Origin of the sequence: Microbacterium album, from assembly GCF_014643695.1 — a bacterium.
Lineage (GTDB): Bacteria > Actinomycetota > Actinomycetes > Actinomycetales > Microbacteriaceae > Microbacterium > Microbacterium album.
Map to the genome: position 1 here is coordinate 23,495 of NZ_BMJY01000002.1, position 25,224 is coordinate 48,718.

Here is a 25,224-nt window from a genome sequence, read left to right on the forward strand (position 1 = left end):
GAGCACCATGAACGACAAGATCCCCGACGTGTCCGGGCTGCGGCACCCCGACACCTACACGTCCTGGTACATCGCCGAGGTGACGCGGCGGGTCCCCGCCCGGCAGCGCGACGACATCGCCGAGGAGCTGTGGGCGTCCATCAGCGACCAGGTCGAGGCCCGCGCGCTCAGCGGCGTCGATCCGGAGGATGCGGAGTGGTCGGTGCTGTCCGAGCTCGGCGACCCCGTCGCGCTCGCCGCGCAGTACGCGGATCGCCCGCTGCACCTCGTCGGCCCCCGCTTCTATCCGACCTGGCGCCGGCTCGTCGTCGTGCTGCTGTGGAGCGTGCTGCCGGCGCTGGGCGTCGCCGTCGCACTCGGCCAGGTGATCGCGGGAGCCCACGTGGGCCAGGTGATCGGCACGGTCCTCGTGACCGTGCAGCTCACGGCCCTGCACCTGCTGTTCTGGACGACCCTCGTGTTCGCGCTGATCGAGCGTTCCGGGCCGACCGGCGCGGACGCCGTGAAGGCCTGGACGGTTGACGACCTGCGGCGGCCCGCCGACGACGGTGCCGGCCGGGCCGAGCTGATCGCGACGACGGTCTTCCTCGCCCTGCTCGCCGGCGCCGTGGTGTGGGATCGCTTCATCGGCTTCGTGCCCGGCACGGACGGGCCGCTGCCCCTGCTGCACCCCGGCCTCTGGCCGTGGGGGATCGCGGGCCTGTTCGCGATCATGGCCGTCGAGGTCGTCGTCGCGTTCGCCGTGTACCGCCGCGGGCGCTGGACGGTGCCGCTGGCCGTCGTGCAGGCGCTGCTCGGCCTCGCGATCGGCGCGGCGGCGCTGTGGCTGCACGTGAGCGGTCAGCTGGTCAACCCGGAGTGGATCGCGACCGTGCTGGGCACGGTCGACGCGGAGGCTCGGCGCGTGCTCGGCATCCTCGTCGCGTTCGTCATCGCGGGCGTGTTCGTCTGGGGCGCGATCGATCCGTTCGTGAAGGCGCGTCGCGCCGCGCGCGTCGGTCCCGGCGGCGGCGCGGAATAGGCTGGCACGCGTGAGCGACACCCAGGTCTCCGAGCTGTTCGACCCGTCCGAGTGGGATGCTGCGCCCGGGTCCGAGGCGTACCGCGACATCACGGCGCACGTGTCGCGCGACGGGCGCATCGCCCGCATCGCGTTCGACCGGCCGGAGGTGCGCAACGCGTTCCGTCCCGCGACGGTGGACGAGCTGTACCGGGCGCTCGACGCGGCGCGGCAGGACCCGCGGATCGGCGTGGTCCTGCTGACGGGCAACGGGCCGAGCCCCAAGGACGGCGGCTGGGCCTTCTGCTCCGGCGGCGACCAGCGCATCCGGGGCCGGGACGGCTACAAGTACTCGGAGGACGAGACGTCCGTGACCGACGCGGCCCGCGCCGGTCGGCTGCACATCCTCGAGGTGCAGCGGCTCATCCGCTTCATGCCCAAGGTCGTGATCGCCGTCGTGCCCGGCTGGGCCGCGGGCGGCGGCCACTCGCTGCACGTCGTGTGCGACCTCACGATCGCCAGCGCCGAGCACGGCCGCTTCAAGCAGACCGACGCGGACGTCGGCTCGTTCGACGCGGGATACGGCTCGGCGTACTTCGCGCGCCAGATCGGCCAGAAGTTCGCGCGCGAGGTGTTCTTCCTCGCCGAGGAGTACTCGGCCCAGCGCGCCTACGAGATGGGCGCCGTCAACCGCGTGGTGCCGCACGCCGACCTGGAGCGCGAGGCGCTGCGCATGGCGCGCACCGTGCTGACGAAGTCCCCGACGGCGATCCGGATGCTGAAGTTCGCGTTCAACGCGGCCGACGACGGCATGGCGGGGCTGCAGGTGTTCGCGGGCGAGACCACGCGCCTCGCGTACGGCACCGACGAGGCCGTCGAGGGGCGCGACGCCTTCCTTCAGAAGCGCGAGCCGGACTGGTCGCCCTACCCGTGGCACTTCTGACCCCGACTCGCGGATGCCGGAGCGGGCCGTGAGGCTCGAGCGGCTGGGCTCGGACGAGCCGCGCGACGTGCTGCGGGCGCTGCGGTCCGCGCTCGGCGCGGGGCCGGCCGTCGCGCTCGGCCCCGCCGAGCGCCCACTGCCCCCCGAGGTGCCCGCCGGGACGGCCGTGGTGGTCACGACCTCGGGGTCCAGCGGCGTGCCCAAGAGCGTCGCGCTGTCCCGGGCGGCGCTGACCGCGAGCGCGCTCGCCACCGCCGACCGGATCGGGACGGGACAGTGGCTGCTGGCCCTCCCCGCCGGATACGTCGCGGGCGTGCAGGTGCTCGTCCGCTCGCTCGTGCAGGGCACCGAGCCCGCGATCCTGGCGGGGAGGTTCTCGCCCGTCGCGTTCGCGCATGTCGCCTCCGGCATGCGCTCGTCGCGCGGCGGCGCGCGCGTGCCGACCTACACCTCGCTCGTGCCCGCGCAGCTGCAGACCCTCGTGACCGCCGCCGACGAGGATCCCGCGGTGGCGCGCGCGCTGGCGTCGTTCGAGGCGATCCTCGTCGGTGGCCAGGCCCTGCCGCAGCACGTGCGCGAGCGAGCCGCGGAGCACGGCGCCCGCATCGTGCGGACGTACGGCTCCACCGAGACCAGCGGGGGATGCGTGTACGACGGCGTCCCGCTCGACGGCGTGCGCGTCGAGCCGGTCGACGGCGAGCTGCGTATCGCCGGGCCCACGCTCGCGGACGGATACGTGGGCGACGACCCCCTGACGGAGCGCGTCTTCGCACGGGACGCCGACGGCGTCCGCTGGTACCGCACGGGCGACGCCGGCACGGTCGAGGATGGCGCGGTGCGCGTGACGGGACGGATCGACAACGTCATCGTGTCGGGCGGCGTCAACGTGTCGCTCGACCGCGTCGAGCGCATCGTGCGCGAGACGCCCGGCCTCGCCGCAGCGGTCGTGGTGGGGGTACCCGACGAGCGGTGGGGCGAGGCGAGCGTCGTCGTCGCGCCGCGCGCCGCCGTCGCCGACCCGGACGCGGTCCTCGCGGCCGCGCGCGAAGCCGTCGCCGCCGCGGTCGGCAAACCCGCCCGCCCCGCGCGCATCCTGCTCGTAGACGAGCTGCCGCGTCTGGCGTCGGGCAAGCCCGACCGCCGCGCCCTCTCCCGGCTCGCGGCCGGCTGACGAGCCCGTTGCGAGATGTCGTCCGTCACCCGGCGGCGCCGGCCCGGTCCGCGCGGATCGGGGCCGCGCTCCGGGGGTCGTAGGATCGGGGATCGTGGCGAAGAAGAAGAACAGGGGCGTCAGCGGCAATCCGGCGAAGCGCGGCAGCGTGGTCGCACCGCCGCCGCCGCCCGTCACCCCCCGGGACTGGATCCAGGCGGCGCGGCTGCGCACCCTGCCGCTCGCGATCTCCCCGGTCCTGATCGGCACGGGCGCGGCGATCTTCGTCGGCGACCTGTTCCACTGGGTCATCGCGCTGGCCTGCCTGGCGGTGTCCGTCTCGCTGCAGATCGGCGTCAACTTCGCCAACGACTACAGCGACGGCATCCGCGGCACGGACGCCCACCGCGTCGGCCCCGCGCGTCTGACGGCGTCGGGCCGCGTGGCGCCGCGCACCGTCATGCTCGTCGCCTTCGCGTTCTTCGCCGTTGCGGCGATCGCGGGCCTGGCGATCGCGATCCGCACCCAGCAGTGGTGGCTCCTGCTGGTCGGCGCGGCGTGCATCGTCGCGGCGTGGTTCTACACGGGCGGCAAGCGCCCGTACGGCTACAACGCGCTCGGCGAGGTCTTCGTCTTCGTCTTCTTCGGGCTGGTCGCCACGCTCGGCACGACGTGGGTGCAGGCTCAGGCGCTGCCGCAGGAGGCGTGGTTCGGAGGCATCGGCGCGGGCCTGCTGGCGTGCGCCGTGCTGGCGGCGAACAACCTGCGCGACATCGATCAGGATCGCCGCGTCGGCAAGCGCACGCTGAGCGTGCTCATCGGCCGCCGCGCCACGCAGATCCTCTACACGGCGTTCGTGGTGCTCGCCTTCGCGATCAGCTGGTTCCTGGCGCTGTTCCACCCGATCGCGTGGCTGGCGTCGCTCGCGCTGCTCGCGGGCCTGCCCGCCATCCTCATCGTGTGGCTCTACCGCCACCCGCGCGAGCTCGTCACCGCGCTCGGCCTGACGTCCCTCACGTCGCTCGGCTACGCCGCGTTCCTGTTCTGGGCGTTCGTCGGCTGATCCCGCGCCGATCCCGCTCCGGTCCGGCGCTCGGCGGCGTCCTCAGCCCTCGTCGCGCGTCGCGCTCTCGTTCGCGGCATCCTCGGCCTCGTCCTCCAGCTCGCGCTCGGTCCTGCGCTGCGGCGCCTGCGCACGCTCCCGGCGCTCGGCCAGCGACTCCGAGACGTCCGACAGCGGCCGCCGCAGCAGCAGGACCGACAGGCTGAGCCCGATCAGCGCGGCGAAGACGGCCGCGAGCCACCACAGGTCATGGAAGACGGGGAACAGCATGAGCAGCCCGAACGGCACCAGGAACGCCGCGAGGCGCAGCACCGAGTAGAGCAGGAACGACAGGCCGGCGGACTTCTTCACGCCCCCGAGTCTAGGAGCGGGCCCTGAAGGATCCCTTGACCCGATCGCCGCGGGGCCGCTACCATCCTCCGAACCCCGCTCGTCCGGCCGCTGCTCAGGCGGCGCGCCTAGGATGAGGGGATGGCCCGTCTCTTGATCGTCCTCGGCGTCGCCGCCGTGGTGTTCTGGGTGTTCAGCATCGTCGATTGCGCGGTGCAGTCCCCCGCGCGCCACCGAGGCGTGTCAAAAGGGGCATGGATCGCGATCGTGATCCTCATCCCGGTCCTGGGCGGACTGCTGTGGTTCACGATCGGGCGCGGACGCCGACAGACGGCGCAGCGCGCGGTGGCGCCGGACGACGACCCCAACTTCCTCGGCACCATCGGGGGGATCTCGGACCAGGACGAGCGCATCCGCCTCCTGGAGGAGGAGCTCGCGCGCCTGGATTCCGAGGCGGACGGGCCTGCTCCCGACGACCGCATCGGGCCGCTGGACGACGACCCCGACGGGGCCGACGACGGCGCCGGCGAGCGCCCGGGCATCGACCGCGACGGCCCTGACACGGACGACGACGGCCGCGGCCGCCGCGGCACCGCCGGCTGACGTGTCCGGGGCGCCGGACGCCAAGGCGTCGCCCGCGACCGAGGCGGCCGCCGCGCTGCTCGACGAGCTCGTCTCATGCGGCCTGCGGCATATCGTCGTCAGCCCCGGGGCGCGCTCGCAGGCGCTCGCGCTGGCCGCCGCCGCGCTCGAGCGCGCGGGCCGGGTCCGTCTCCACGTCCGGATCGACGAGCGCGTCGCAGGCTTCACGGCGCTCGGCATCGGGCGCGAGATCCGTGTGCCGGCCGCCGTCATCTGCACGTCCGGCACTGCGGTCGCCAACCTGGTGCCCGCCGTACTCGAGGCGCACCACGCGGGTGTCCCGCTGCTGCTGCTGACCGCCGACCGCCCGCCCGAGCTGCGGGGCGTAGGGGCCAACCAGACGACGACCCAGCCCGGCCTCTTCCGCGACGCGACGCGCTTCGCCGCCGACGCCGCCGTGCCGACCGGGGCAGTGGGCGAGGCCGACGACGCCCGCGCCCTCGCCCGCACCGCGATCCGCGCCGCGGCCGGACCGATCGCCGGCCCCGTCCACCTCAACCTCCCGTACCGCGAGCCGCTCGCGGGCTCGCTGCCGGCGTGGTTCGAGGGCCCGAGCGTCGACCCCGCCGACGATGCCGGTCAGGTCGACGACGCGGCCCAGGTCGGCGACACGGCCCAGCCCGGCGACGCCGGTCAGCCCGGCGACGCGATCACGACCGTGCTCGAGCCCGGCCCGCGCACGGTCGTGATCGCGGGGGCGGACGCCGGCCCCGAGGCCGAGGAGGTCGCGCACGCGGGCGGGTGGCCGCTGGTCGCCGAGATCGTCAGCGGCGCGCGCTTCGGTCGACACGTCGTCCACGGCTATCGGGCCCTGCTGCGCGATCCCGACCTCGGCGGACGCATCGAGCGGGTCGTCGTCCTGGGCCACCCGACGCTGTCGCGCGAGACGACCGCGCTGCTGTCGCGGGACGACGTCGAGGTCATCGCGGTGGACGGGCCGGGGGAGCGGCTCAATCTGAACGGCCGCACCCGCGCCGTGCCGGGCGTGCGTGTGGCCGCGGGCGCCGCGGATCGCGCGTGGCTCGCCGCGTGGATGCGCGCCTCCGCGGCGCACGCCGTGGACCTGACCGCGCCGGCCCCGGATCTCGACGCGCTCGCGTCGAGCGATCGGCATGCGCGGCTGCAGGCCGTCGAGGCGGAGCTCGCCGCCGTGCGGCGGCCTCTCGACCGCGAGCAGCTCGTCGCGGCGGTGTGGGCGGCGACCTGGCCGCACGACCGGCTGGTGTTCGGCTCGTCGCGGCTCGTGCGGGTGGCCGACGCGGTCCTGCCCGGCAAGCGCGTGCCCGTGCACGCCAACCGGGGGCTGGCCGGCATCGACGGTACGATCGCGACGGCCACGGGGATCGCGGTCGCGAGCCAGGGGGAGGGACGTCCCGGCGTCACGCGCGTGCTGCTCGGAGACCTGGCGTTCCTGCACGACGTGGGCGCCTTGCTGCTGCCCGTCGGGGAGGAGGAGCCGCGCGTCCAGGTCATCGTCGGCAACGACGGCGGCGGGACGATCTTCGACGGCCTGGAGGTCGCCGCCATCGCCTCCGCCGCGGACATGGCGCGCGTGCAGTACACGCCCCAGGCCGCCGGCATCGCGGACCTCGCACGCGCCTACGGCTGGGAGCACGTCGTCGTGAAGACCCGCTCGGCGCTCGACCAGGCGCTCATCGCCCCGGGCGCCCGTCGGATCATCGAGGTCCCGCTGAACCGCTGACGCGCCCGCAGTCGGCCGGCGACCCGTGGGAGTCCGCGCCAGGGATCTCCCGCCCGGGCGCCGGACACGTCAGAATGTGCCCCATGACCGCCAAGAGCCAGGCCAAGTGGACCGAGGACGCGCTGCAGGTGCTGCGCGTGGACAGGGGATTCCGGCTCGATCGGGTCTCGCCCGACGCGACGCCGGGATACGGCGGCACGAAGGCGGACGGTGCACGCGACCTCGCGGCGGGCCTGGCGCAGCTGGCCGAGTACCAGGAGCGGCTCTACGCCGCCAGCCACGGCGGCACCGCGAAGGACGCCGTGCTGCTCGTGCTGCAGGCGATGGACTCGGCGGGCAAGGGCGGCATCGTGCGGCACGTCGTGGGCGGCGTGGATCCGCAGGGCGTCGCGCTGGCCGCGTTCAAGTCGCCCACCGAGGAGGAACTGGCCCACGACTTCCTCTGGCGCGTGCAGAAGCGCATCCCCGCTCCCGGCATGATCGGCGTGTTCGACCGCTCGCACTACGAGGACGTGCTGATCGGCCGGGTGCGCAAGCTCGCCGACGCGGAGGAGATCGAGCGGCGCTACGGCGCGATCGTCGACTTCGAGCGCCGGCTGACCGAGGCCGGGATCCGCATCGTCAAGGTCATGCTGCACATCTCGCCCGAGGAACAGGGCAAGCGCCTCCTGGAGCGCCTCGAACGGCCGGACAAGCACTGGAAGTTCAACCCGGGAGACGTCGACGAGCGCCTGCGGTGGCCCGCGTACATGGAGGCGTATCAGACCGTGCTGCAGCGCACCTCGACGGACGAGGCGCCGTGGTTCGTCGTGCCGGCCGACCGGAAGTGGTACGCGCGGCTGGCGGTGCAGGCGCTCCTGCTGGAGACGCTCGAGGACATCGACCCGCAGTGGCCGGCCGCCACGTTCGACGTCGAGGCCGAGACCGCCCGCCTCCGCGCGACCCTCTGAGTCGGGAGCGGACGCGTCAGGCCAGCGCGTCGACGATCGGGCGGAACTTCACGCGCGTCTCCAGCAGCTCCGCCTCGGGAGCGCTGCCGGCCACGATCCCGCCCCCCGCGTGCGCCGTCACTCCGCGCACGGCGCCGGCCGCGTCCGGTGTCGCCTCGGCCGCCGGTTCGAACTGCGCACAGCGGAGCGCGATCGCCCACTCGCCGTCGCCGCGCGCGTCGATCCAGCCGACCGGGCCGGCGTAGCGGCCGCGGTCGAACGGTTCGATGCGCCGGATGAGCGCGGTGGCCGCGTCGCGCGGCGTGCCGGCGACCGCTGCCGTGGGGTGCAGCGCCCGCGCCATGTCGAGCGCGCTCGACCCGTTCGAGAGCGTGCCCTCGACGTCCGTGGCGAGGTGCCACAGGTTCGGCAGCTTGAGCGTGAACGGCTGCTCGGCGGCGGCGAGGGCCGACGTGTGCGGGCGGAGCGCCTCGAGGACCGAGCGAACCGCGTAGCCGTGCTCGTCCAGATCCTTCGCGCTCGCCGCCAGCTCGGCCGTGATCGCGGTGTCCTCGTCCGCATCGGCGCCTCGCGGGCGCGTGCCGGCGAGCACCCGCGCGGTCACGGCGCCGCCCCGCACCGTCACCAGCGTCTCGGGGCTCGCGCCGATGATGCCGTCGACGGCATACGCCCACGTGTCGGGATAGCCCGTCATCAGCGCGCGGATCAGTCGCCGCAGGTCCGCGCTCGCCGGTACGGTCCCCGCGATGTCCCGCGCGACCACCACCTTCGCCACCTCGCCGGCGTCGATCGCGCCGAGGGCCGCCCGGACGGCATCGCCGTGCGCGGCCGGATCCATGCGCCCCGGGCCCAGCGTCGCCGACCAGTGCGGACCGTAACCCGCCGGGCGCGGAACCGCGGGGAACGGCTCGTCCTCGCGGCGGATCCGGGTGATCCAGGCGCGCCCGCCGCGCCGCCCGAGGATCGTGCTGGGCACCGTGAGCGTGCTCGCCAGTGCCGAGGAGTCGTCGAACGCGAGCGCGCCGAACGCCACCAGCCCGGTCCCGGGGACGGCGATCTCGTCGTCGGACCGGGACTCCGCGGAGATCTCGCGCCAGGCGTCCGCGAGCCGCGCGATCCGGTCCTCGCCCGTCACGGACAGGCGCAGCACGGCGGGACCGGCTCCCACCATCCCGTCCCCCCGGCGCAGCCAGGCGGTCGGGTCGTCCGCGGAGGTGAACGGCAGCAGGTCCTCGACCGGATCCACCTCCCGGGTCTCGACCGTCAGGCGCGGCGGACGGGCGGATTCGGTCACCCGTCCAGCTTAGGTCGTGCCCGGCACAGCGCCTCGCTGCCCGGCCCCGCGACCGAGGCGCCCGGTATCCCGCGCCTAGAATCGACAGTGTGAACCAGCGCGACCAGGACAGCCCACGCAGCCCCCGCGCCGATCTGGGGAAGGACCCCGCGAGCGTGAGCGGCATGTTCGACCAGGTCGCCGCGCGATACGACGTCACGAACGCGGTGCTGAGCCTCGGCAACGACCGCCTGTGGCGCGCCGCCACCACCCGCGCCGTCGCCCCCCGCCCGGGCGAGCGCATCCTCGACCTCGCCGCGGGCACGGGCGCGTCGTCCGTCTCGCTCGCGCGCAGCGGCGCGCAGGTCGTGGCCGCCGACTTCTCGCCCGGGATGATCGCGGACGGGCGCCGCCGCCACGGCGACGTGCGCAACCTGACCTTCGTGGAGGCGGACGCGACCGACCTCCCGTTCGCCGACGGCGAGTTCGACGCCGTCACGATGTCGTTCGGCCTGCGCAACGTCGACCGACCGAAGACCGCGCTGGCCGAGCTGCTGCGGGTCACCCGCCCCGGGGGCCGGCTCGTGATCTGCGAGTTCTCGCACCCGCGCTCGGCCGCGTTCCGGCGGCTCTACGGCTTCTACAACGACCGTGTGCTGCCGCGCGTCGCGCGCGCGCTCAGCTCTCACAGCGAGGCCTACGACTACCTCAACGAGTCGATCAAGCAGTGGCCGGATCAGCGCACGCTCGCCGAGTGGATCCGCGAGGCGGGCTGGGCGGAGGTCGCCTATCGCGACCTGACGTTCGGCATCGTCGCGCTGCACCGCGCGGTCAAGCCGGGCGACGTGCGGGGCGGCACCGGCGACGCGGGTGCCGTCGGCGGCGCGGCCACCACGAGCGCTGCCGGCGCCGAGCGCGACGCGAACGCGACGGATGCCGGTGCGTCGGACGCGGGCGGGGCCGCCGGCGGCGACGGCGGCGCGGCGACCGCGTGAGGGCTCTGTGCATACCTCCGGCGCGGTGCCTGCGCACGGCCGGTAGGCTGGATCCGTGACACGCCGCTCTCCCGCGCCGGGGACCTCTGCGCCCGGCTCGCGCACGGCGAGCCGCTTCGGGCTCAGCGAGCGCGTCTTCGCCGGCCCGGGATCGCGCCGCCTCATCGCCGCGATCGAAAGCGGCCTCGAGCGTGTCGAAGAGCAGCTCGCGGTCGAGCTGCGCTCCGCTGACGACCTCGTGGACGCGACGAGCCGGTACCTGTACGAGGCCGGCGGCAAGCGCGTGCGTCCCATGCTCACGATGCTGTCGGCGCAGCTGGGCGACGGCGCGACCCAGCCCGTGATCGACGCGGCCACGGCGCTCGAGCTGACGCACCTCGGATCCCTCTACCACGACGACGTCATGGACGGCGCCGACCGTCGCCGCGGCGTCGCGAGCGCGCACCAGGTCTGGGGCAACAGCATCGCGATCCTCACGGGCGACCTGCTGTTCTCGCGCGCGAGCCAGATCATGGCGCGCCTGGGCGACCGCGCCATGCGGCTGCAGGCCGACACGTTCGAGCGCCTCGTGCTCGGTCAGATGCACGAGACGGTCGGTGCGAAGCCCGGCGACGACCCCATCGCGTTCTACATCCAGGTGCTCGCCGACAAGACCGGATCCCTGATCGCGGCGGCGGCGCAGGCGGGCGCGGTCTTCTCCAACGCCGACGAGACCTATCACGAGCCGCTGCGCGAGTACGGCGAGAAGGTCGGCGTCGCGTTCCAGCTGCTCGACGACGTGATCGACCTGTCGGCCGATCCGACCGAGACCGGAAAGGTGCCGGGCACGGATCTGCGCGCCGGCGTGCCCACGATGCCGTACCTCCTGCTGGCCCGGTCGGACGATGCGCACGCGCGGGAGCTGACCGAGCAGATCGATGCCGGTGTCGCGCGGATCGGCGAGGGCGACGACCCCGCGATCCTGGACGCGCCGCTCGCGCGCCTGCGCGACCACGATGCGACGGAGCGCACGCGCGAGCTCGCGATGTCGTGGACGCGCGAGGCGGTCGACGCGCTCGCGCCCCTGCCGCGCGGCGGCGTGAAGGAGGCGCTCACGCGCTTCGCCCAGTCGCTCGTCGATCGCAGCAGCTGATCGTCGAGCGGCCGCGTGGACCCCGCGCCCGCTGAGAGCGCCCGTCCAGCGGGTGACGACAGACTAGAGACCGCTGAGCCACGAAGGCCAGATCGATGGAGGGAAAGTCATGACCAAGCTGAGGCTGGCCATCGTCGGCGCAGGACCCGCCGGCATCTATGCGGCGGACATCCTGCTGAAGACCGAGCGGAAGTTCGACGTCTCGATCGACCTGTTCGAGCAGCTGCCGGCCCCGTACGGCCTCGTGCGCTACGGCGTGGCTCCCGACCACCCGCGCATCAAGGGCGTCATCGGCGCGCTGCGCGAGGTGCTCGACCGCGGCGACATCCGCATCTTCGGCAACGTCCGCTTCGGTCAGGACATCACGCTCGACGACCTCAAGCGCCACTACAACGCCGTGATCTTCGCGACCGGCGCGATCCGCGACGCCGACCTGGACATCCCCGGCATCGACGCCGAGGGCTCCTTCGGCGCCGCCGACTTCGTGAGCTGGTTCGACGGGCACCCCGACGTGCCCCGCACGTGGCCGCTCACGGCGTCGTCGGTCGGGGTGATCGGCAACGGCAACGTCGCGCTCGACATCTCCCGCATCCTCGCCAAGCACGCCATCGATCTGCTGCCCACCGAGGTGCCGCAGAACGTCTACGAGATCCTCGAGGCTTCGCCGGTCACCGACGTCCACGTGTTCGGGCGCCGCGGACCGGCACAGGTGAAGTTCACGCCGCTCGAGCTGCGCGAGCTCGGCGAGCTGCGCGACGTCGACATGGTCGTGTACGACGAGGACTTCGACTACGACGAGGCGTCGAAGACCGCGGTCGCGACCAACAAGCAGGTCAAGGTCATCGACCGGATCCTGCAGTCGTGGCGCCAGCGCGACTCGGTCAACAACGCGGGGGGCAGCGCCTCGCGTCGGCTGCACCTGCACTTCTGGGCACGTCCCGTCGAGGTGCGCACGGACGAGGCCGGCCGCGTCGCCGCGCTCGTGTACGAGCGCACGCGCCCCGACGGCCACGGCGGCGTCGAGGGCACCGGCGAGCTGCGCGAGGTGACCATGGGGCAGCTGTACCGTGCGGTGGGGTACTTCGGATCGCCCCTGCCCGGCGTGCCCTTCGACGAGCGCCACGGCGTCATCCCGAACCACGAGGGCCAGGTGCTCGCGCAGGACTCCAACGAGCGCGTCCCCGGCATGTACGCCACCGGATGGATCAAGCGCGGCCCCGTGGGCCTCATCGGGCACACCAAGTCGGACGCCATGGAGACCATCCAGCACCTCGTCACCGACCAGGGCTCGTGGTGGCAGCCCGAGGACCCGTCGGAGGAAGCCATCCCCGCGCTGCTGGCCGAGCGCGGCATCGCCTGGACCGACCTCGAGGGCTGGCACCGCCTCGACCAGCACGAGATCGCGCTCGGCGAGCCCCAGGGCCGCGCCCGCGTGAAGGTCGTCCCGCGGGACGAGATGGTGCGCATCTCCCGCGGCGAGTAGGACCGCTCTCCTGCGCTGGTTGAGCTATGTTCTTTTTCCTCCCACGCGTCGGGCCCCGGTGGGGCCGCTCCGCGAGGGAGGCGCTTCGCTTTGCTTCGCGCGCCGGCGCTTCGCGCCTGGTTGGCGGGCGCACTCGCGCCCGCACGCTCGCTTCGCTCGCACCGGGTTGAGGTGGGTGGGTTGCGGTGGGGTGGTTTCTCTCCCGCTCGTTGAGCGGAGGCCGCGCCAGCGGCCGAAGTCGAAACCGGGGTGCAACCCTCCGGCACGTCGTGGTTGCGGTGTGTTCTTTTTCCTCCCACGCGTCGGGCCCCGAGGGGCCGCTCCGCGAGGGAGGCGCTTCGCTTTGCTTCGCGCGCCGGCGCTTCGCGCCTGGTTGGCGGGCGCACTCGCGCCCGCACGCTCGCTTCGCTCGCACCGGGTTGAGGTGGGTGGGTTGCGGTGGGGTGGTTTCTCTCCCGCTCGTTGAGCGGAGGCCGCGGAGCGGCCGAAGTCGAAACGGGTTGAGCGGAGCGGCGGAGCCGCGGAGTCGAAACCGGGTGCAACCCTCCGGCACGCAAGGGCGGGAGCCCCGAGTCGATACGCTCGGCGTGAACCGAGAACGGGAGGGCTACGCGTATGGGCGGCGACTACATCGGGCCGATGGGCCTGGGGATCGGGATGATGATCTTCGCGATCATCCTGTACCTGGGCATCTTCGCGCTGTCACTGTGGATCTTCTACCTGATCATCCGCACCGCGGTGAAGCACGGCATCCTCAAGGCCGATGAGGAGCGCGCCGCCCGCGGCGCTTACGGCGCACCACGGCCGGGCGCGACGCACTACCCGGGCGGCGCACACGGCTACGGCCGCCCCGTCCCGTAGGAGGAGCGGCCGTAGCAGCGGGTTCGCGACGCGTCAGCGGCGGGAGTCGCCGACGGATGCCGACGACGCGCGGCGGGGTCCGCGGCGACGGGCCGGCGCTGCGGCGGGCGTCGTGGCGCCCTGGCCCGTCGACGTGCTGTACACCGTGCCGCGGCCCGCGCCGGCGTGACCGCCGCGCCCGTGGCCCACGTTCGACTGTCCGGACTGCCCGGTTCGCTTCTGGCTGCCTCGGCCCTGGCCGGATCCGCCCTGGCCCGAGCGACCCTGACCCGCGCCGCGCGCAGGCTGGGCGTCGCGCTCGCCGCGCGCGGCACGCTTGCGGCGAGCGTTCGCGCCCTGCGAGGTGCCGCCGCCGCGCTGCTCATCCGCGGGCGCATTGCCCGCGCCCGGTCCGCCCGGACGCGGCGCGACGTGCTCGGCGACCTCCCCGACCAGGGCCACGACCTGCGGGCTGGTCGGCGTCACGGCCTGCGGCTTGGCCTGGATCGCCGCGCGACGCAGCAGGATCTCGGTGTCCCTGCGCTGCGACGGCAACATCAGCGTGACCACGTCACCCGCGGCGCCGGCGCGCGCCGTACGGCCCGAGCGGTGGAGGTACGCCTTGTGCTCCGCGGGCGGGTCGACGTGCACGACGAGGTCGATGCCGTCGACGTGCACGCCGCGCGCGGCGACGTCCGTGGCGACCAGCACCTTCACGGCGCCGGACGCGAAGTCCGCGAGGTTGCGGTCGCGGGCATTCTGCGAGAGGTTGCCGTGCAGGTCGACGGCCGGGATGCCGGCCGACGTCAGCTGACGCGCGAGCTTCTTGGCCTGGTGCTTGGTGCGCGTGAACAGGATGCGCCGGGCGGTTCCCGACGCGAGCGTCCTGACGAGCTCGGTCTTGGCCTCGGTCGAGGCGGCCTCGAACACGTGGTGCGTCATGTCGGCCACGGGGGACTCGGCCGAATCGATGGCGATGTGCTCGGGGTTGGGCAGGAAGCGCTTCACGAGCTTGTCGACGCCGTTGTCCAGCGTGGCCGAGAAGAACATGCGCTGCCCGTCGGCGGGGGTCTTCGACAGGATGCGCGTGACGCCGGGCAGGAACCCGAGGTCGGCCATGTGATCGGCCTCGTCGAGCACCGTCACGGCGATGCGGTCGAGGCGCACGACGCCCTGGCCCATGAGGTCCTCGAGGCGGCCCGGGCACGCGACGACGATGTCGACGCCGCGCGCGAACGCGGTCTCCTGAGGCTTCTGCGAGACGCCGCCGAAGATCGTGGTGACGCTGAGACCGACGGCCTTGGCGAGCGGCTCCACGGTGCGGGTGATCTGCGTGGCGAGCTCGCGGGTCGGGGCCAGCACGAGCGCGACGGGGGAGCCCGCGCGCCCCGAGAGGCGGCCCGCCGCGAGGCGGGCGACCAGCGGGATGGCGAACGCGAGCGTCTTGCCCGATCCGGTCTTCCCGCGTCCGAGGACGTCGCGGCCCGCGAGCGTGGAGGGCAGCGTCTCGCTCTGGATCGGGAAGGGCGTGGGGCGCTCCATCGCGACGAGCGCGTCGACGAGCACGGAGGGGACGCCGAGGTCGGCGAAGGACGGGGAGGCGCCGGCCGGAGCGGCCGGCTGAGGGGAACGGGTCTGCGTGGCAGCAGCGGGCATGGGGATCTCTTTCGATCGGGTTCGGCCGGGCACGCGGGGGCGTGCGACGCGACGAGGACGTCGCGGGGCCGGTGGGCGAACTCGGCGGGTGCCGGATCCGTTCGCCGCGGCAGGAGGTGTGGAGCGCTGACTCGGCAGGCTGCCGGTGCGCTCGCGTCGAGACACGACGATGCGCTCGAGATTCGGGCGCATCCCGACCATAGCACGCCCGCCTGCGAGGGCCCTCGAGAGCCGACGCGCGGCCGCCGCGCCTCAGCCGTCCAGCAGCCAGGCGGCCGTGTCCGGAGGGAGCACTCCGTCGCCCAGCGGCCCGCTCGACACGAGCGTGCGGGCGCCCGTGGGAAGCGGCACGTGCTCGGCGCCGGTGTTGGCCAAGATCAGCACCTGGCCGGAGCGGAAGGCGAGCGCGTGCTCGGGAAAGCCGTCCTCCCACGTGAGCTGCGCGGTGGCGGTGCCCAGCTCGCGCCGCAGCCGCAGGATGGTGCGGTACAGGTTGAGGGTCGAATCGCGGTCCGCCTCCTGCACATCGCGGGCCAGCTCGCGCCACTGCTGCGGCTGCGGCAGCCAGGACCGCCCGGTGCTGCTGAACCCGTACGCGGGCGCGCCGGACTCCCAGGGGATCGGCACGCGGCAGCCGTCGCGGCCGTAGCGCGCGCCGCCGGTGCGCACCCAGGTCGGATCCTGACGCGCCTCGTCCGGCAGGTCGATCACCTCCGGCAGCCCGAGCTCCTCGCCCTGGTACAGGTAGGCGGAGCCGGGGAGGGCGAGCATGACCGTCGTGGCCGCGCGCCCGCGGCGCAGGCCCACCGCGGGATCCGGCCTGCCCGGCGTCCGCGGACCGATGCCGTGCCCCTGCGGGTGATCGGCGCCGAGAGCGAGACGCGTCGCGTGCCGCACCACGTCGTGGTTGGACAGCACCCAGGTCGCCGGGGCGCCCACGGCCCCGAACGCGCGCAGCGACTCCGAGACGACCTCGCGCAGCCGACGCGCGTCCCACGCCGTCTGCAGGTACGCGAAGTTGAAGGCCTGGTGCATCTCGTCCGGCCGCACCCAGAGCGCGATCTCGTCGGTCGTGGGCATCCACGCCTCCGCGCACAGGGCTCGTTCCCCGTCGTACTCGTCCAGCACGCGTCGCCACTCGCGCCACACCTCGTGCACGCCCTCCTGCCCCCAGTAGGGCACGGGCTCCCTGCCGCCCATCGAGTCCGCGTCCTCCGGCGCGACGTAGTCGGGCAGGCCGTCCTCCTTGACGAGCCCGTGCGCGACGTCCACGCGGAAGCCGTCGACCCCGCGGTCGAGCCAGAAGCGCAGGATGCGGTCGAACTCCGCGTGCACGTCCTGGTTCGACCAGTCGAAGTCGGGCTGCGAGGCGTCGAACAGGTGCAGGTACCACTGGCCGGGCGTGCCGTCGGGCTCCGTCACCCGCGTCCAGGCCGGACCGCCGAACACCGACTGCCAGTTGTTCGGCGGCTGATCGCCGTTCTCGCCGGCGCCGTCGCGGAACATGTATCGCGCGCGCTCCGGGCCGCCCGGACCGGCGCGCAGCGCCTCCTGGAACCACGGGTGCTGATCCGACGAGTGGTTCGGAACGAGGTCGACGATGACGCGGATGCCGCGCTCGTGGGAGGCGGCGAGCAGCGCATCGAAGTCGGCCAGCGTGCCGAACATCGGGTCGACGTCGCAGTAGTCGGCGACGTCGTAGCCGGCGTCCTTCTGAGGCGACGTCATGAACGGCGACAGCCAGATCGCGTCCGCGCCGAGCGACCGGAGCGCGTCGAGTCGCGCCGTCACCCCGGGCAGGTCGCCCGTGCCGTCGCCGTCGGCGTCGCTGAACGACCGGGGGTAGATCTGGTAGATCACGGCTGTGCGCCACCACTCGGTAGTCATCGGCGCCACTCTACGGCGCGCGGCCGCGACGGGGCAGACCTTGTCTGCAACGGGCGGTATCCGGTAAGGAGCGCGCACGGCGCGTCGTTAGGCTGGCGGTGTGTCCGATGGCTGGCTGACCGACGTCCTCGGTGAGGGGTTCGAGCAGCTCACGCTGCCGCTGGGCACCGACGATGAGGGCGAGGTCGTCGCGACGCTCGTGCGCCACCTGCCGTCCCGGCGCCGGTTCTGGCAGCGCCGACGGCTGCTCGAGGACGTCGACGTGCTTTACGTGCACGGGTGGTCGGACTACTTCTTCCAGCGCCGGCTCGCGCGCTTCTGGGCCGAGCGCGGCGCACGCTTCTTCGCGCTCGACCTGCGCAAGTACGGACGCAGCCTTCGCCCGGGGCAGACGCCCGGGTACGTCGCGGATCTGGCGACCTACGACGCGGACATCGCGGCGGCGCTCGCCGCGAGGGGCGACGCGCAGGGGCGCCGCCTCGTGCTGCTGGGCCACTCCACGGGCGGGCTCGTGCTCAGCCTCTGGGCGGCCCGGCATCCGGACGCCGTCGCGGCGCTCGTGCTGAACAGCCCGTGGCTCGAGTTCCAGCTCAGCGCGGTGGCGCGCGCGGCGCTGTCCCCCGTCGTGGAACTGCGGGCCCGGTTGCGCCCGCTCGACAACATCCCGCAGCTCGATCTCGGCTATTACGCGCGAGCGCAGGCGGAGGCCGCGGACCCGGACGACCCGATGGAGGTCAACCCGGCGTGGCGCCCCGAGCGCGCGATCCCGGCCTATGCCGGGTGGCTGGACGCGGTCCTCGCCGGTCACGCGGCGGTCGCGAAGGGCCTGCGCATCGCCGTGCCCGTGTGCGTCCTGCTGTCCGCGCGCAGCACCTTTCCCGCGCGCTGGTCCGATGAGCTGACCCGCTCCGACTCGATCCTGGTCGTGGATGACATCGCGCGCGCGGCGCTGCGCCTCGGATCATCCGTGACGATCGAGCGCATCGACGGCGCGCTGCACGACGTGTTCCTGTCCCGCCCGGAGGTGCGCCGGGAAGCGTACGCCCGCCTCGACCGGTGGGCGCGAGGTTTCGCGGCCACCGGCGCACCGGCCACCCGGGACGCCGCGCCTACTCCGGGAGGACCTGCTCCTCTGAGAGGGTGACGCCGCCGAGCATGTTCGCGGACTCGGCCATCTCGGCCAGCCATCGCCGGTTGAGCTCCGGCGGGTGCGGATCGTCGAACACGAACCGGATCGCCATCGACGGATTGAGCCAGATGGTGGTTCGTCCGCCGTCCTGCCCCTCGGGGTGGCGCCACGAGACGCTGAAGCTCTCCTGCCGCCTGAGCTTCGCGATGATCACGACCTTCAGATGCGAGAGAGCCCGATCATCGATCGTGATGGGCGGACCGGTGGTGTCGTAGATGAGTGCCCCCATGAGGCCACGCTAGGGCAGGGGCGGTCCGGGCGTAACCCTTGCGTCGATTCGAGCGCATGGGATCCCTCGCGCGGATCACACCCCTCTGCCGATAGGGACCATACCGCGCGACCTGCCCCCGTCGCCTGTGCCGGGAGCCACCTGCGCGAGCATACTCCCGCGCGCGGGTCGCGTCTACCCGAAGTTGAGCCGACTTCCCGCAAGCCCCGCGCTAGCCCGGCGACTGAGTGTGAGGCGGCGGCACGGAAGTAGGCTTCAACGCCCCAGGGCTGCGCGCCGCAGTGCGCCCCGGGGACTACGCCGCGGCGAGTCCCGATTCGATCGCCGCGCGGATGGCCTCGTACGCGCGCCGAGCATCGTCGAGATCGCTGGCGCTGATTCCTCGGCCGTAACGCACGGCCACGCTCAGCTCATGCAGCGCGAGGTACTCCGGTGTGATGTCGGGGTAGAGAATGCGCACGAGGTCGTTCACTCCGAAGGTCTTGACCCCTGCTCCGCGACGTGCCTGATGTACGGTGACGGACCGGTCGTCCGGCACCAGGTTCGAGTCGTACGACTTGAGACGGTTGAGGTCGGCGAAGACGGGGTCGCTCTGCAGCGCGTGCCGTACGAGGTGGTACGCCGCGTAGAAGTACGCGACTGCCGACCACTCACCCTCGATGTTCGCTGCAGCCGCCGCGTGAACGCGTGCGCGATCGATGCACTCGGCGGCGTCGAGCGGCCTCATGCCGCGAAAGTCAATTGCCGCGCAGGAGTAGGCGTCGCGTCGTCGATCTCGTCAACGATCGCCGGCATGATCGCAACGTCCTCGTCGAAGACGCGCTGTAGTTCGGCGACGGCCGTCATGATGCGCATCCGCTCGTCATACGACAAGGAGCGGGGCACGACCTCAAGCAGCGCGGTGCGCTCGACCGGGTCGACGGTCACCCGCACAGCGCGGAGTGTGTCCGGCCCGAGTTCGAGAAGTGCCATTTGTCCGACGGCTTCGGGCAGGTGCGCGATGTCGTCCATAGTCGAACCATGCTATATGCCGTCGATGAGCGCAAGCGCCGCCCGAACGGGTGCGGCGCCATGCGGGAGCGCATTTGCGGTCCACCCCGGGACTGTCGGGGGAGAGGCCGAAGTCCGGAGATCAGCTCAGCGGTAGTTGATGAACTGCAGGTCGATGTCGAGGTCGGCGGCCTTGAGGAGACGGATGACTTCCTGCAGGTCGTCCCGGCTCTTGCTGGTCACCCGAAGCTCGTCGCCCTGCACCTGGGACTTGACGCCCTTGGGGCCCTCGTCGCGGATGATCTTGCCGATCTTCTTGGCGTTCTCCTGGCTGATCCCGTTCTTGAGCGTCGAGACGATGCGCGTCTCCTTGCCGCTGACGACCGGCTCGCCGCTCTCGAGGCTCTTGAGCGAGATGCCCCGCTTGATCAGCTTGGACTGGAACACGTCGAGCGCTGCCAGGGCGCGGTCGTCGCTGTTCGCGGTGATGACGATCTGCTCGCCGCTCCACTGGATCGACGCGTCGGTCCCGCGGAAGTCGTAGCGCTGCTCGATCTCCTTGCGCGCCTGGTTGAGGGCGTTGTCCGCCTCCTGGCGATCCACCTTGCTGACGATGTCGAAGCTGCTGTCGGCCATGCCGCACAGCCTACTGCGCCGCATTCCGGTCGCCCAGGAGGTCCGGCGACGAGCGCGGAATCCGGCCCGCAAGGGCGGGGGCGTTCGTAGACTGCTGTGTCGAATCGTGCCGACATTCGGAGGTTGCATGCGCCCGCTCACCGAGGACGAGGTTCGCGAGTCTTTCGTGAACGCCCAACCCGGCGACGAGAGGATCATCGCCCTGCCCCACGACTTCCTGCTGACTGAGTGGGACCACCTCGACTTCCTCGCCTGGCGCGACCCCCGCCACCGCGGTCGCGGCTACATCGTCGCGGAGGTCGACGGCGAGGTCGCGGGCGTCGTCCTGCGCGCTGCGGAGGGCTCCTCCCGCGCCCGGTCGGCGTTCTGCAACATCTGCCGCACCATGCAACCGGGCAATCAGGTCGCGCTCTTCACCGCGCGCAAGGCCGGGGCCGCCGGCGTGCAGGGGGACAGCGTCGGCACGTACATCTGCGCCGACCTGTCCTGTCACGAGAACGTCCGCCTGGCGATGCCGCTCGCGCCGAACGAGTACCGCGGCAGCGTGGACATGAAGATCGACGGCACGCACCGGCGCACCCGGCAGTTCGTCGAGCGCGTCCTCGACCGCGTCGCCTGACCGCTCCCGGTCGCACGCCGGACCGCGGCGCACCCGACGCGGGTGGATTTCGGCGCAGCGCGAGGAGCCGTTAAGATGAGTACTTGCGTCTCCGGTTGGCTGGATAAGTCGGGCGGGGACGCATGGCAAGTTGCCCGAGCGGCCAAAGGGAGCTGACTGTAAATCAGCCGCGTAATGCTTCGGGGGTTCGAATCCCTCACTTGCCACCGCCGCGGAATCACGCGGGAGAACGAGAGGTCCGGCCCGGTTCAGGGTCGGGCCTCTCGGCGTCTCGGTCGCCGCATGGGGACCTCTACCGGCCGGCGGTCCTGTGGCGGCGCGGCGGTGCGTGACAGGATGAGCTGAACGTCAGTCCGCGAAAGGATGTCCCATGTCGACTCCGGAGCACGGTGATCCGCACGCTGATCCGCACGCCGGTCCGCAGGCCGGGCCACAGGGCGGTGTCGCCGCAGCGCCCCAGGGCGGGCGGGATGAGCGGTTCGAGGCGCAGCGGCAGGCGGCGGAGCCCGATCGCGCGCGCATGCCCCTGCTGATCCGCGGCGCGATCTGGATCGCGATCGGCGCGCTCATCGCCGCCGCCATCGTGTGCGTGGTGTGGGTGCTCATCGGCGATCAGAACCAGATCATCGGCAAGGCGTTCCTGACGATCCTGCTGCTGGCAGGGTTCGCGGGCGTGGCGCTCCTGGACGCGAGCATGGCGGAGAAGCGCCCGAGCTGGCTCGTGCTGGCGAGCATGGTCTCGTGGGTGATCGTGCTGCTCGTCGGAGCGGTCAAGATCTGGGCGCCCGTCGCCACGGACGCGTACGGATATCGCGACTTCGTCGGGGTCAGCCGGCTGTGGGAGCTGATCCTCGTGGTGGGTCTGCTTCAGCTGGCGCTGCTGCATCAGCGGCTGTTCTGGCGGGCGCACGAGCGTCATGTGACGACGTTCACGCGCACCATCGCGCTCGTGACCACCGTGCTGCTGGGCGCGCTCGTCGCGCTGCTGGTGTTCTTCCTGACGTTCCCCGACGCGTTCGACTATCCCGACCTGTACTGGCGCATCGTCGTCGCCCTCGCGATCCTCACGGCGGTCGGGACGACCCTCATCCCGCTGCTCAACGCCCTGTTCGCGCCCAAGCGCCCTCGGCAGCAGCAGGGGTCGGCTCACGGCCTCCCGGGCCAGCCCGCCACGCCCTACCCGGGCCAGCCTGCCACGCCCTACCCGGGCCAGCCTGCCACGCCCTACCCGGGCCAGCCCGGTGCGGCCTACACCGGCCAGGTCGCGGGGTACGGTGCTGCGCCCGTCGAGCAGCAGCTGCCGCCGGCTCCGCCCGCGCAGTGGCCCACGTACGCGGACGGCCGCACGCCGCTCCCGTCGATGCCGGATGGATCACCCGACTGGAACGCCTACTACACCGGGGTGCCCTCATACCCCCAGCAGGGCGCCTGGCCGCCCGCCGGCGACACCGCGATCCCCGGTGCGAGCGCGGCGAGCCAGGACGCGCCCGCGCCGCCCTACCCGCCGCACGACCCCTACGGTCAGCAGCCGCCCCGGTAGCCGCGTCCCGGCCGGGAGGCTTCCGGCTAGCGTGAAGACATGACCGCACCCGAGCACCCGGCCCGTGACGACCGCACCGCCGACGCCGTCGAACTGCAGCAACTCGCCCTGGAGATCGCGCTCGAGGCGGGAGACCTCGCGCGGCGCCGCCGCGGCGAGGGCGTCTCCATCGCAGCCAGCAAGTCCACGATCGCCGACATCGTGACCGAGGCGGATCGCGAGGTCGAGGCGCTCATCCGGGAGCGCCTGTCGGCGGCGCGCCCCCGCGACGGCTTCCTGGGCGAGGAGACCGGGCACGAGCCGGGGGAGACGGGGATCTCCTGGGTCGTGGACCCGATCGACGGCACGGTCAACTACGCGTTCGGCATGCCGTCGTACGCCGTGAGCATCGCGGCCGTCTCGGGCTCTGTGGATCCGGGGGAGTGGCGCGCGCTCGCCGGCGTCGTGCACGCCCCCGCGCTGGGCGAGACCTTCCGCGCGGCGGCCGGCGGGGGCGCGTGGCTCGGAGACCAGCGCCTCCAGGTGACGCACGAGGCCACAGCGGGCGCACTCGTCGCCACGGGACTGGGCTACGACCGCAGCACGCATGCCGGCGACCTGGAGACGCTCGGCCGCGTCATGCCCCTCGCCCGCGACATCCGCCGGGTCGGCGCCGCATCGCTCGACCTCGCCTTCGTGGCCGCCGGGCGCCTCGACGCGTACTTCGAGCGCGGCCTGCAGCCGTGGGACGTCGCCGCCGGGCGCCTGCTGGTGGACGAGGCACAGGGCCGCACCGGCTGGTTCGAGCCGGACTCGTTCGGGCGTCCGCTCACGATCGCGGCCGGGCCCGAGCTGTACGAGCGGCTGCACGCCGCCATCTTCGACTGATCGCCCGCTCCGGGGGCGGGGCGCCCGGCAGGCGGTTGCCGGCTTTCCCGACCAACGGGAAGACACGGATGGCGTTCTCAGCACTATGAGGATAGGGTTTACCCAATCGTTATCTCGGGCCCGACCGAGTGAAGATGTAAGCGAGTAACACGCCGTCCCCCGCGGCCGCCTACCCGAAAGACAGTCTGTGCCCCTCGACGTTCCCCCGGACGAACCTGCGCTCACGCGTCGCGCTCGCCGCGCTGCTGTTCAGCGCGCCGCGACCGAGCAGCCGCTGACGCGGCGGCAGCTTCGTGCGCTCAGCGCCCAGAGCATCCCCGTCGTCGAGCCGCTGGTCGAGGCTCCCGCCGCTGCCGCCCCCGCTTCGGTCCCGGTCGCCGCGCGAGGCGCATCGTCGGACGACGGCCCCGTCGCGGACGATCCGGTGGACCTGTTCATCGAGGCGGCCCGCGCCCTCAACTTCACCGGTCAGACGCCCCAGCAGGGCGCGGCTCCCGGGGTGGCCCGCAGCTCGGCTCCGGCGCAGGACCTCGTGCCCGTGTCGGTTCCGCGGCGCCCCCGCACCGTCACCCGGCGGCTGGCGACCGTCGCGGCGTCGATCGGCGCGTTCGGCGTCGCGGGATTGCTCGCGGTTGGGATGACCACGCCGCTGAGCGCGCTCGCGGCGGGCGCCGACGTGGATCCCGTGGCGCCTCCGGTCGCGGCGGCCGCGCCCGTCGAGGAGGAGGAGATCCAGGCGTTCATCGCGCCCGCGGAGACCCAGAGCGCCCCGCTGGAGCGGTCGAGCGCGTACGAGACGGCGCGCTTCCGCGATCTCGCGGAAGTCGCTGGCATCAACACGGACAACGCGTTCTTCGAGAACGACCCGACGGCGGACATCCAGTGGCCCTTCGCGGTCGGCGTCAGCATGTCGTCCGGCTTCGGCGCGCGATGGGGCCGCCTGCACGAGGGCGTCGACTTCACTCCCGGCGAGGGCGCGCCGATCCAGGCGATCGCCGACGGCGTCGTGCGGGTTGCCACCGAGGCCGGCGGCGCATACGGCGTCCACGTGACGATCGACCACGTGATCGACGGTCAGGTCGTGACGAGCCACTACGCCCACATGCAGTACGGATCGATGCGAGTCCGCGCCGGCCAGGAGGTCAAGGTGGGCGACGTGATCGGCCTCGTCGGCAACACGGGGCGCTCCTACGGCGCTCATCTGCACTTCGAGATCCGGGTGAACGGGGGCACCTCGATCGACCCGCTGCCGTGGCTGCGGGAGCACGCCGGGCGCCACTTCCCCAAGGAGGGAACGGTCGCGGAGGTGGCCGAAGGCTGAGCCTCGCGGCGGCCCGATCCGGTTCGAGTCACGGTCTCGGGGATGATATCCTCGTCTGGTTGCCCCGGTGCGGGCAACGCGCCCCGATAGCTCAGTGGCAGAGCACTTCCATGGTAAGGAAGGGGTCGTCAGTTCAATCCTGACTCGGGGCTCTGGACATCCGTCGGATGTCGCGCGGCGGAGTAGCTCAGTTGGTGAGAGCGCACGACTCATAATCGTGAGGTCGCGGGTTCGAGTCCCGCCTCCGCTACAGATCAAAACCCCCGGTTTACCGGGGGTTTTGTCGTGGGGCGGCTTATAGGTCAGAACCGTAGTCACCCCTCGAAAAGTGACCTCACGATTTCGGTCGTTGACGACGTCGCGGACGGCGAGGGCTGCAGCCGTGCCTGATATGTGGGTGTAGCGCTCGGTCGTCGTGATTGATGCGTGCCCGACGACTTCTTGAATCGTTGCGGGAGCGATGCCGAGGCGAGCGAGACGCGACACGTACGTGTGCCGCAGGTCGTGGAAGCGCAGCGCCGACCCGCCGGGGAATGTGGCGATCTGGTCGCGGATCGCGCGCCAGCGAACGGCGCGTGCGAGGTTACCGCTGTCGAAGGGCCCTCCGTGCTTGGCGGTGAACACGTGAGCGTACCCGGCTTCGCGAGCGGCTTCTAACCACGGAGCCAACTCCGCAAGGATCGGCACCTGTTGCGCCTTGCCGCTCCTGGTTGGGCGCTCCTCGAGCTTCACGTGCCCACCCGGCGAGAACGTGCGGCGGACCGTCGAGCCGGAGTTACCTCTCTCC

At 72.7% G+C, this 25,224-nt stretch carries 24 protein-coding genes, 3 tRNA genes and 1 pseudogene; 19 read left to right on the top strand and 9 right to left on the bottom strand.

Going from position 1 to position 25,224, the window contains the following annotated elements:
* The first annotated feature begins 7 nt into the window (after positions 1 to 7).
* The 4 genes from IEX37_RS02725 to IEX37_RS02740 all read left to right on the top strand — a co-directional run bounded on the left by IEX37_RS02725 (position 8) and on the right by IEX37_RS02740 (position 4,156).
* A complete protein-coding gene (locus IEX37_RS02725) occupies positions 8 to 1,021 on the top strand; it encodes a permease prefix domain 1-containing protein (protein WP_188754724.1) in 1,014 nt (337 codons plus the stop codon).
* Between the two features lie 10 nt (positions 1,022 to 1,031).
* Positions 1,032 to 1,943, top strand: coding sequence for a 1,4-dihydroxy-2-naphthoyl-CoA synthase (locus IEX37_RS02730; protein ID WP_188754725.1), 912 nt, complete (start codon positions 1,032 to 1,034; stop codon positions 1,941 to 1,943).
* A 28-nt stretch (positions 1,944 to 1,971) separates the two neighbouring features.
* Positions 1,972 to 3,114: an AMP-binding protein gene (locus IEX37_RS02735; protein ID WP_188754726.1), complete on the top strand. Its 1,143-nt coding sequence runs from the start codon at positions 1,972 to 1,974 to the stop codon at positions 3,112 to 3,114.
* A 94-nt stretch (positions 3,115 to 3,208) separates the two neighbouring features.
* Positions 3,209 to 4,156, top strand: a complete 948-nt coding sequence (locus IEX37_RS02740; RefSeq protein ID WP_373286242.1) for a 1,4-dihydroxy-2-naphthoate polyprenyltransferase — start codon at positions 3,209 to 3,211, stop codon at positions 4,154 to 4,156.
* 42 nt (positions 4,157 to 4,198) lie between these two features.
* Here the strand turns inward: IEX37_RS02740 and IEX37_RS02745 are convergent, their stop codons facing one another.
* The gene (locus IEX37_RS02745) at positions 4,199 to 4,507 is read right to left on the bottom strand and encodes a DUF4229 domain-containing protein (protein WP_188754727.1); all 309 of its coding nucleotides are present in this window, start codon (positions 4,505 to 4,507) and stop codon (positions 4,199 to 4,201) included.
* Between the two features lie 120 nt (positions 4,508 to 4,627).
* On the opposite strand from IEX37_RS02745, the gene IEX37_RS02750 reads away from it, so the two are divergent.
* The 3 genes from IEX37_RS02750 to IEX37_RS02760 all read left to right on the top strand — a co-directional run bounded on the left by IEX37_RS02750 (position 4,628) and on the right by IEX37_RS02760 (position 7,780).
* On the top strand, positions 4,628 to 5,089 hold the full coding sequence (locus tag IEX37_RS02750; protein WP_188754728.1) for a PLD nuclease N-terminal domain-containing protein: 462 nt from the start codon (positions 4,628 to 4,630) through the stop codon (positions 5,087 to 5,089).
* Between the two features lies 1 nt (position 5,090).
* Positions 5,091 to 6,830: a 2-succinyl-5-enolpyruvyl-6-hydroxy-3-cyclohexene-1-carboxylic-acid synthase gene (gene menD / locus IEX37_RS02755; protein WP_188754729.1), complete on the top strand. Its 1,740-nt coding sequence runs from the start codon at positions 5,091 to 5,093 to the stop codon at positions 6,828 to 6,830.
* Positions 6,831 to 6,913: 83 nt separating this feature from the next.
* Positions 6,914 to 7,780, top strand: a complete 867-nt coding sequence (locus IEX37_RS02760) for a polyphosphate kinase 2 family protein (protein WP_188754730.1) — start codon at positions 6,914 to 6,916, stop codon at positions 7,778 to 7,780.
* 16 nt (positions 7,781 to 7,796) lie between these two features.
* Here IEX37_RS02760 and IEX37_RS02765 read toward each other — a convergent pair whose 3' ends face one another.
* On the bottom strand, positions 7,797 to 9,074 hold the full coding sequence (locus IEX37_RS02765) for an isochorismate synthase (RefSeq protein WP_188754731.1): 1,278 nt from the start codon (positions 9,072 to 9,074) through the stop codon (positions 7,797 to 7,799).
* Between the two features lie 164 nt (positions 9,075 to 9,238).
* On the opposite strand from IEX37_RS02765, the gene IEX37_RS02770 reads away from it, so the two are divergent.
* The 4 genes from IEX37_RS02770 to IEX37_RS02785 all read left to right on the top strand — a co-directional run bounded on the left by IEX37_RS02770 (position 9,239) and on the right by IEX37_RS02785 (position 13,524).
* Complete coding sequence (locus IEX37_RS02770; RefSeq protein ID WP_188755084.1) at positions 9,239 to 10,048, top strand: class I SAM-dependent methyltransferase; 810 nt, start codon at positions 9,239 to 9,241, stop codon at positions 10,046 to 10,048.
* A 55-nt stretch (positions 10,049 to 10,103) separates the two neighbouring features.
* A complete protein-coding gene (locus IEX37_RS02775; RefSeq protein ID WP_188754732.1) occupies positions 10,104 to 11,180 on the top strand; it encodes a polyprenyl synthetase family protein in 1,077 nt (358 codons plus the stop codon).
* Positions 11,181 to 11,289: 109 nt separating this feature from the next.
* Positions 11,290 to 12,663: an FAD-dependent oxidoreductase gene (locus IEX37_RS02780; RefSeq protein ID WP_188754733.1), complete on the top strand. Its 1,374-nt coding sequence runs from the start codon at positions 11,290 to 11,292 to the stop codon at positions 12,661 to 12,663.
* Between the two features lie 615 nt (positions 12,664 to 13,278).
* Positions 13,279 to 13,524 (top strand): hypothetical protein, encoded by a 246-nt coding sequence (locus IEX37_RS02785; RefSeq protein WP_188754734.1) that lies wholly within the window; start codon positions 13,279 to 13,281, stop codon positions 13,522 to 13,524.
* Between the two features lie 33 nt (positions 13,525 to 13,557).
* Here the strand turns inward: IEX37_RS02785 and IEX37_RS02790 are convergent, their stop codons facing one another.
* Both IEX37_RS02790 and IEX37_RS02795 read right to left on the bottom strand, forming a co-directional pair.
* Positions 13,558 to 15,159, bottom strand: a complete 1,602-nt coding sequence (locus IEX37_RS02790; RefSeq protein ID WP_188754735.1) for a DEAD/DEAH box helicase — start codon at positions 15,157 to 15,159, stop codon at positions 13,558 to 13,560.
* Between the two features lie 252 nt (positions 15,160 to 15,411).
* Positions 15,412 to 17,046 carry a glycoside hydrolase family 13 protein gene (locus IEX37_RS02795; RefSeq protein WP_188754736.1) on the bottom strand — a complete coding sequence of 545 codons (1,635 nt, stop codon included), beginning with the start codon at positions 17,044 to 17,046 and terminating at the stop codon, positions 15,412 to 15,414.
* Between the two features lie 100 nt (positions 17,047 to 17,146).
* Between IEX37_RS02795 and IEX37_RS02800 the strand changes: the two genes are divergently transcribed.
* Positions 17,147 to 18,190 carry an alpha/beta hydrolase gene (locus tag IEX37_RS02800; RefSeq protein ID WP_188754737.1) on the top strand — a complete coding sequence of 348 codons (1,044 nt, stop codon included), beginning with the start codon at positions 17,147 to 17,149 and terminating at the stop codon, positions 18,188 to 18,190.
* On the opposite strand, the gene IEX37_RS02805 is transcribed toward IEX37_RS02800, so the two are convergent.
* The 4 genes from IEX37_RS02805 to IEX37_RS02820 all read right to left on the bottom strand — a co-directional run bounded on the left by IEX37_RS02805 (position 18,156) and on the right by IEX37_RS02820 (position 20,090).
* Positions 18,156 to 18,464 carry a DUF7882 family protein gene (locus IEX37_RS02805; RefSeq protein ID WP_188754738.1) on the bottom strand — a complete coding sequence of 103 codons (309 nt, stop codon included), beginning with the start codon at positions 18,462 to 18,464 and terminating at the stop codon, positions 18,156 to 18,158. The genes IEX37_RS02800 and IEX37_RS02805 overlap by 35 nt on opposite strands.
* A gap of 295 nt (positions 18,465 to 18,759) precedes the next feature.
* Entirely contained in the window at positions 18,760 to 19,191 is a 432-nt protein-coding gene (locus IEX37_RS02810) for a hypothetical protein (protein WP_188754739.1), read from the bottom strand.
* Positions 19,188 to 19,475, bottom strand: a complete 288-nt coding sequence (locus IEX37_RS02815; RefSeq protein WP_188754740.1) for a hypothetical protein — start codon at positions 19,473 to 19,475, stop codon at positions 19,188 to 19,190. Before IEX37_RS02815 ends, IEX37_RS02810 begins: the two co-directional genes overlap by 4 nt.
* Before the next feature lie 126 nt (positions 19,476 to 19,601).
* On the bottom strand, positions 19,602 to 20,090 hold the full coding sequence (locus IEX37_RS02820; protein ID WP_188754741.1) for a YajQ family cyclic di-GMP-binding protein: 489 nt from the start codon (positions 20,088 to 20,090) through the stop codon (positions 19,602 to 19,604).
* Positions 20,091 to 20,217: 127 nt separating this feature from the next.
* Between IEX37_RS02820 and IEX37_RS02825 the strand changes: the two genes are divergently transcribed.
* The 7 genes from IEX37_RS02825 (at position 20,218) to IEX37_RS02855 (ending at position 24,687) form a co-directional block, all read left to right on the top strand.
* The gene (locus tag IEX37_RS02825; protein ID WP_188754742.1) at positions 20,218 to 20,709 is read left to right on the top strand and encodes an FBP domain-containing protein; all 492 of its coding nucleotides are present in this window, start codon (positions 20,218 to 20,220) and stop codon (positions 20,707 to 20,709) included.
* A 124-nt stretch (positions 20,710 to 20,833) separates the two neighbouring features.
* Positions 20,834 to 20,915, top strand: a tRNA-Tyr gene (locus tag IEX37_RS02830).
* 164 nt (positions 20,916 to 21,079) lie between these two features.
* The gene (locus IEX37_RS02835) at positions 21,080 to 22,249 is read left to right on the top strand and encodes a hypothetical protein (RefSeq protein ID WP_188754743.1); all 1,170 of its coding nucleotides are present in this window, start codon (positions 21,080 to 21,082) and stop codon (positions 22,247 to 22,249) included.
* Between the two features lie 39 nt (positions 22,250 to 22,288).
* The gene (locus tag IEX37_RS02840; RefSeq protein WP_188754744.1) at positions 22,289 to 23,116 is read left to right on the top strand and encodes an inositol monophosphatase family protein; all 828 of its coding nucleotides are present in this window, start codon (positions 22,289 to 22,291) and stop codon (positions 23,114 to 23,116) included.
* Between the two features lie 187 nt (positions 23,117 to 23,303).
* The gene (locus IEX37_RS15915; protein ID WP_229663034.1) at positions 23,304 to 24,437 is read left to right on the top strand and encodes a M23 family metallopeptidase; all 1,134 of its coding nucleotides are present in this window, start codon (positions 23,304 to 23,306) and stop codon (positions 24,435 to 24,437) included.
* 80 nt (positions 24,438 to 24,517) lie between these two features.
* Positions 24,518 to 24,589, top strand: a tRNA-Thr gene (locus IEX37_RS02850).
* Positions 24,590 to 24,613: 24 nt separating this feature from the next.
* Positions 24,614 to 24,687 (top strand) — tRNA-Met (locus IEX37_RS02855).
* Between the two features lie 152 nt (positions 24,688 to 24,839).
* On the opposite strand, the pseudogene IEX37_RS16130 reads toward IEX37_RS02855, so the two are convergent.
* Positions 24,840 to 25,169 (bottom strand): annotated as a pseudogene (locus IEX37_RS16130) (tyrosine-type recombinase/integrase); the annotation flags it as partial.
* Positions 25,170 to 25,224 lie beyond the last annotated feature (55 nt).

Excerpts from the sequence above, each read along its gene's own strand:
- IEX37_RS02835 (WP_188754743.1), top strand. The coding sequence starts at position 21,080 with ATGTCGACTCCGGAGCACGGTGATCCGCACGCTGATCCGCACGCCGGT.
- IEX37_RS02820 (WP_188754741.1), bottom strand. The coding sequence starts at position 20,090 with ATGGCCGACAGCAGCTTCGACATCGTCAGCAAGGTGGATCGCCAGGAG.
- IEX37_RS02815 (WP_188754740.1), bottom strand. The coding sequence starts at position 19,475 with ATGGACGACATCGCGCACCTGCCCGAAGCCGTCGGACAAATGGCACTT.
- IEX37_RS02825 (WP_188754742.1), top strand. The coding sequence starts at position 20,218 with ATGCGCCCGCTCACCGAGGACGAGGTTCGCGAGTCTTTCGTGAACGCC.
- IEX37_RS02770 (WP_188755084.1), top strand. The coding sequence starts at position 9,239 with ATGTTCGACCAGGTCGCCGCGCGATACGACGTCACGAACGCGGTGCTG.
- IEX37_RS02805 (WP_188754738.1), bottom strand. The coding sequence starts at position 18,464 with ATGGGGGCACTCATCTACGACACCACCGGTCCGCCCATCACGATCGAT.
- IEX37_RS02780 (WP_188754733.1), top strand. The coding sequence starts at position 11,290 with ATGACCAAGCTGAGGCTGGCCATCGTCGGCGCAGGACCCGCCGGCATC.
- IEX37_RS02790 (WP_188754735.1), bottom strand. The coding sequence starts at position 15,159 with ATGCCCGCTGCTGCCACGCAGACCCGTTCCCCTCAGCCGGCCGCTCCG.
- IEX37_RS02840 (WP_188754744.1), top strand. The coding sequence starts at position 22,289 with ATGACCGCACCCGAGCACCCGGCCCGTGACGACCGCACCGCCGACGCC.
- IEX37_RS02760 (WP_188754730.1), top strand. The coding sequence starts at position 6,914 with ATGACCGCCAAGAGCCAGGCCAAGTGGACCGAGGACGCGCTGCAGGTG.
- IEX37_RS02750 (WP_188754728.1), top strand. The coding sequence starts at position 4,628 with ATGGCCCGTCTCTTGATCGTCCTCGGCGTCGCCGCCGTGGTGTTCTGG.
- IEX37_RS02795 (WP_188754736.1), bottom strand. The coding sequence starts at position 17,046 with ATGACTACCGAGTGGTGGCGCACAGCCGTGATCTACCAGATCTACCCC.
- IEX37_RS02810 (WP_188754739.1), bottom strand. The coding sequence starts at position 19,191 with ATGAGGCCGCTCGACGCCGCCGAGTGCATCGATCGCGCACGCGTTCAC.
- IEX37_RS02725 (WP_188754724.1), top strand. The coding sequence starts at position 8 with ATGAACGACAAGATCCCCGACGTGTCCGGGCTGCGGCACCCCGACACC.
- IEX37_RS02785 (WP_188754734.1), top strand. The coding sequence starts at position 13,279 with ATGGGCGGCGACTACATCGGGCCGATGGGCCTGGGGATCGGGATGATG.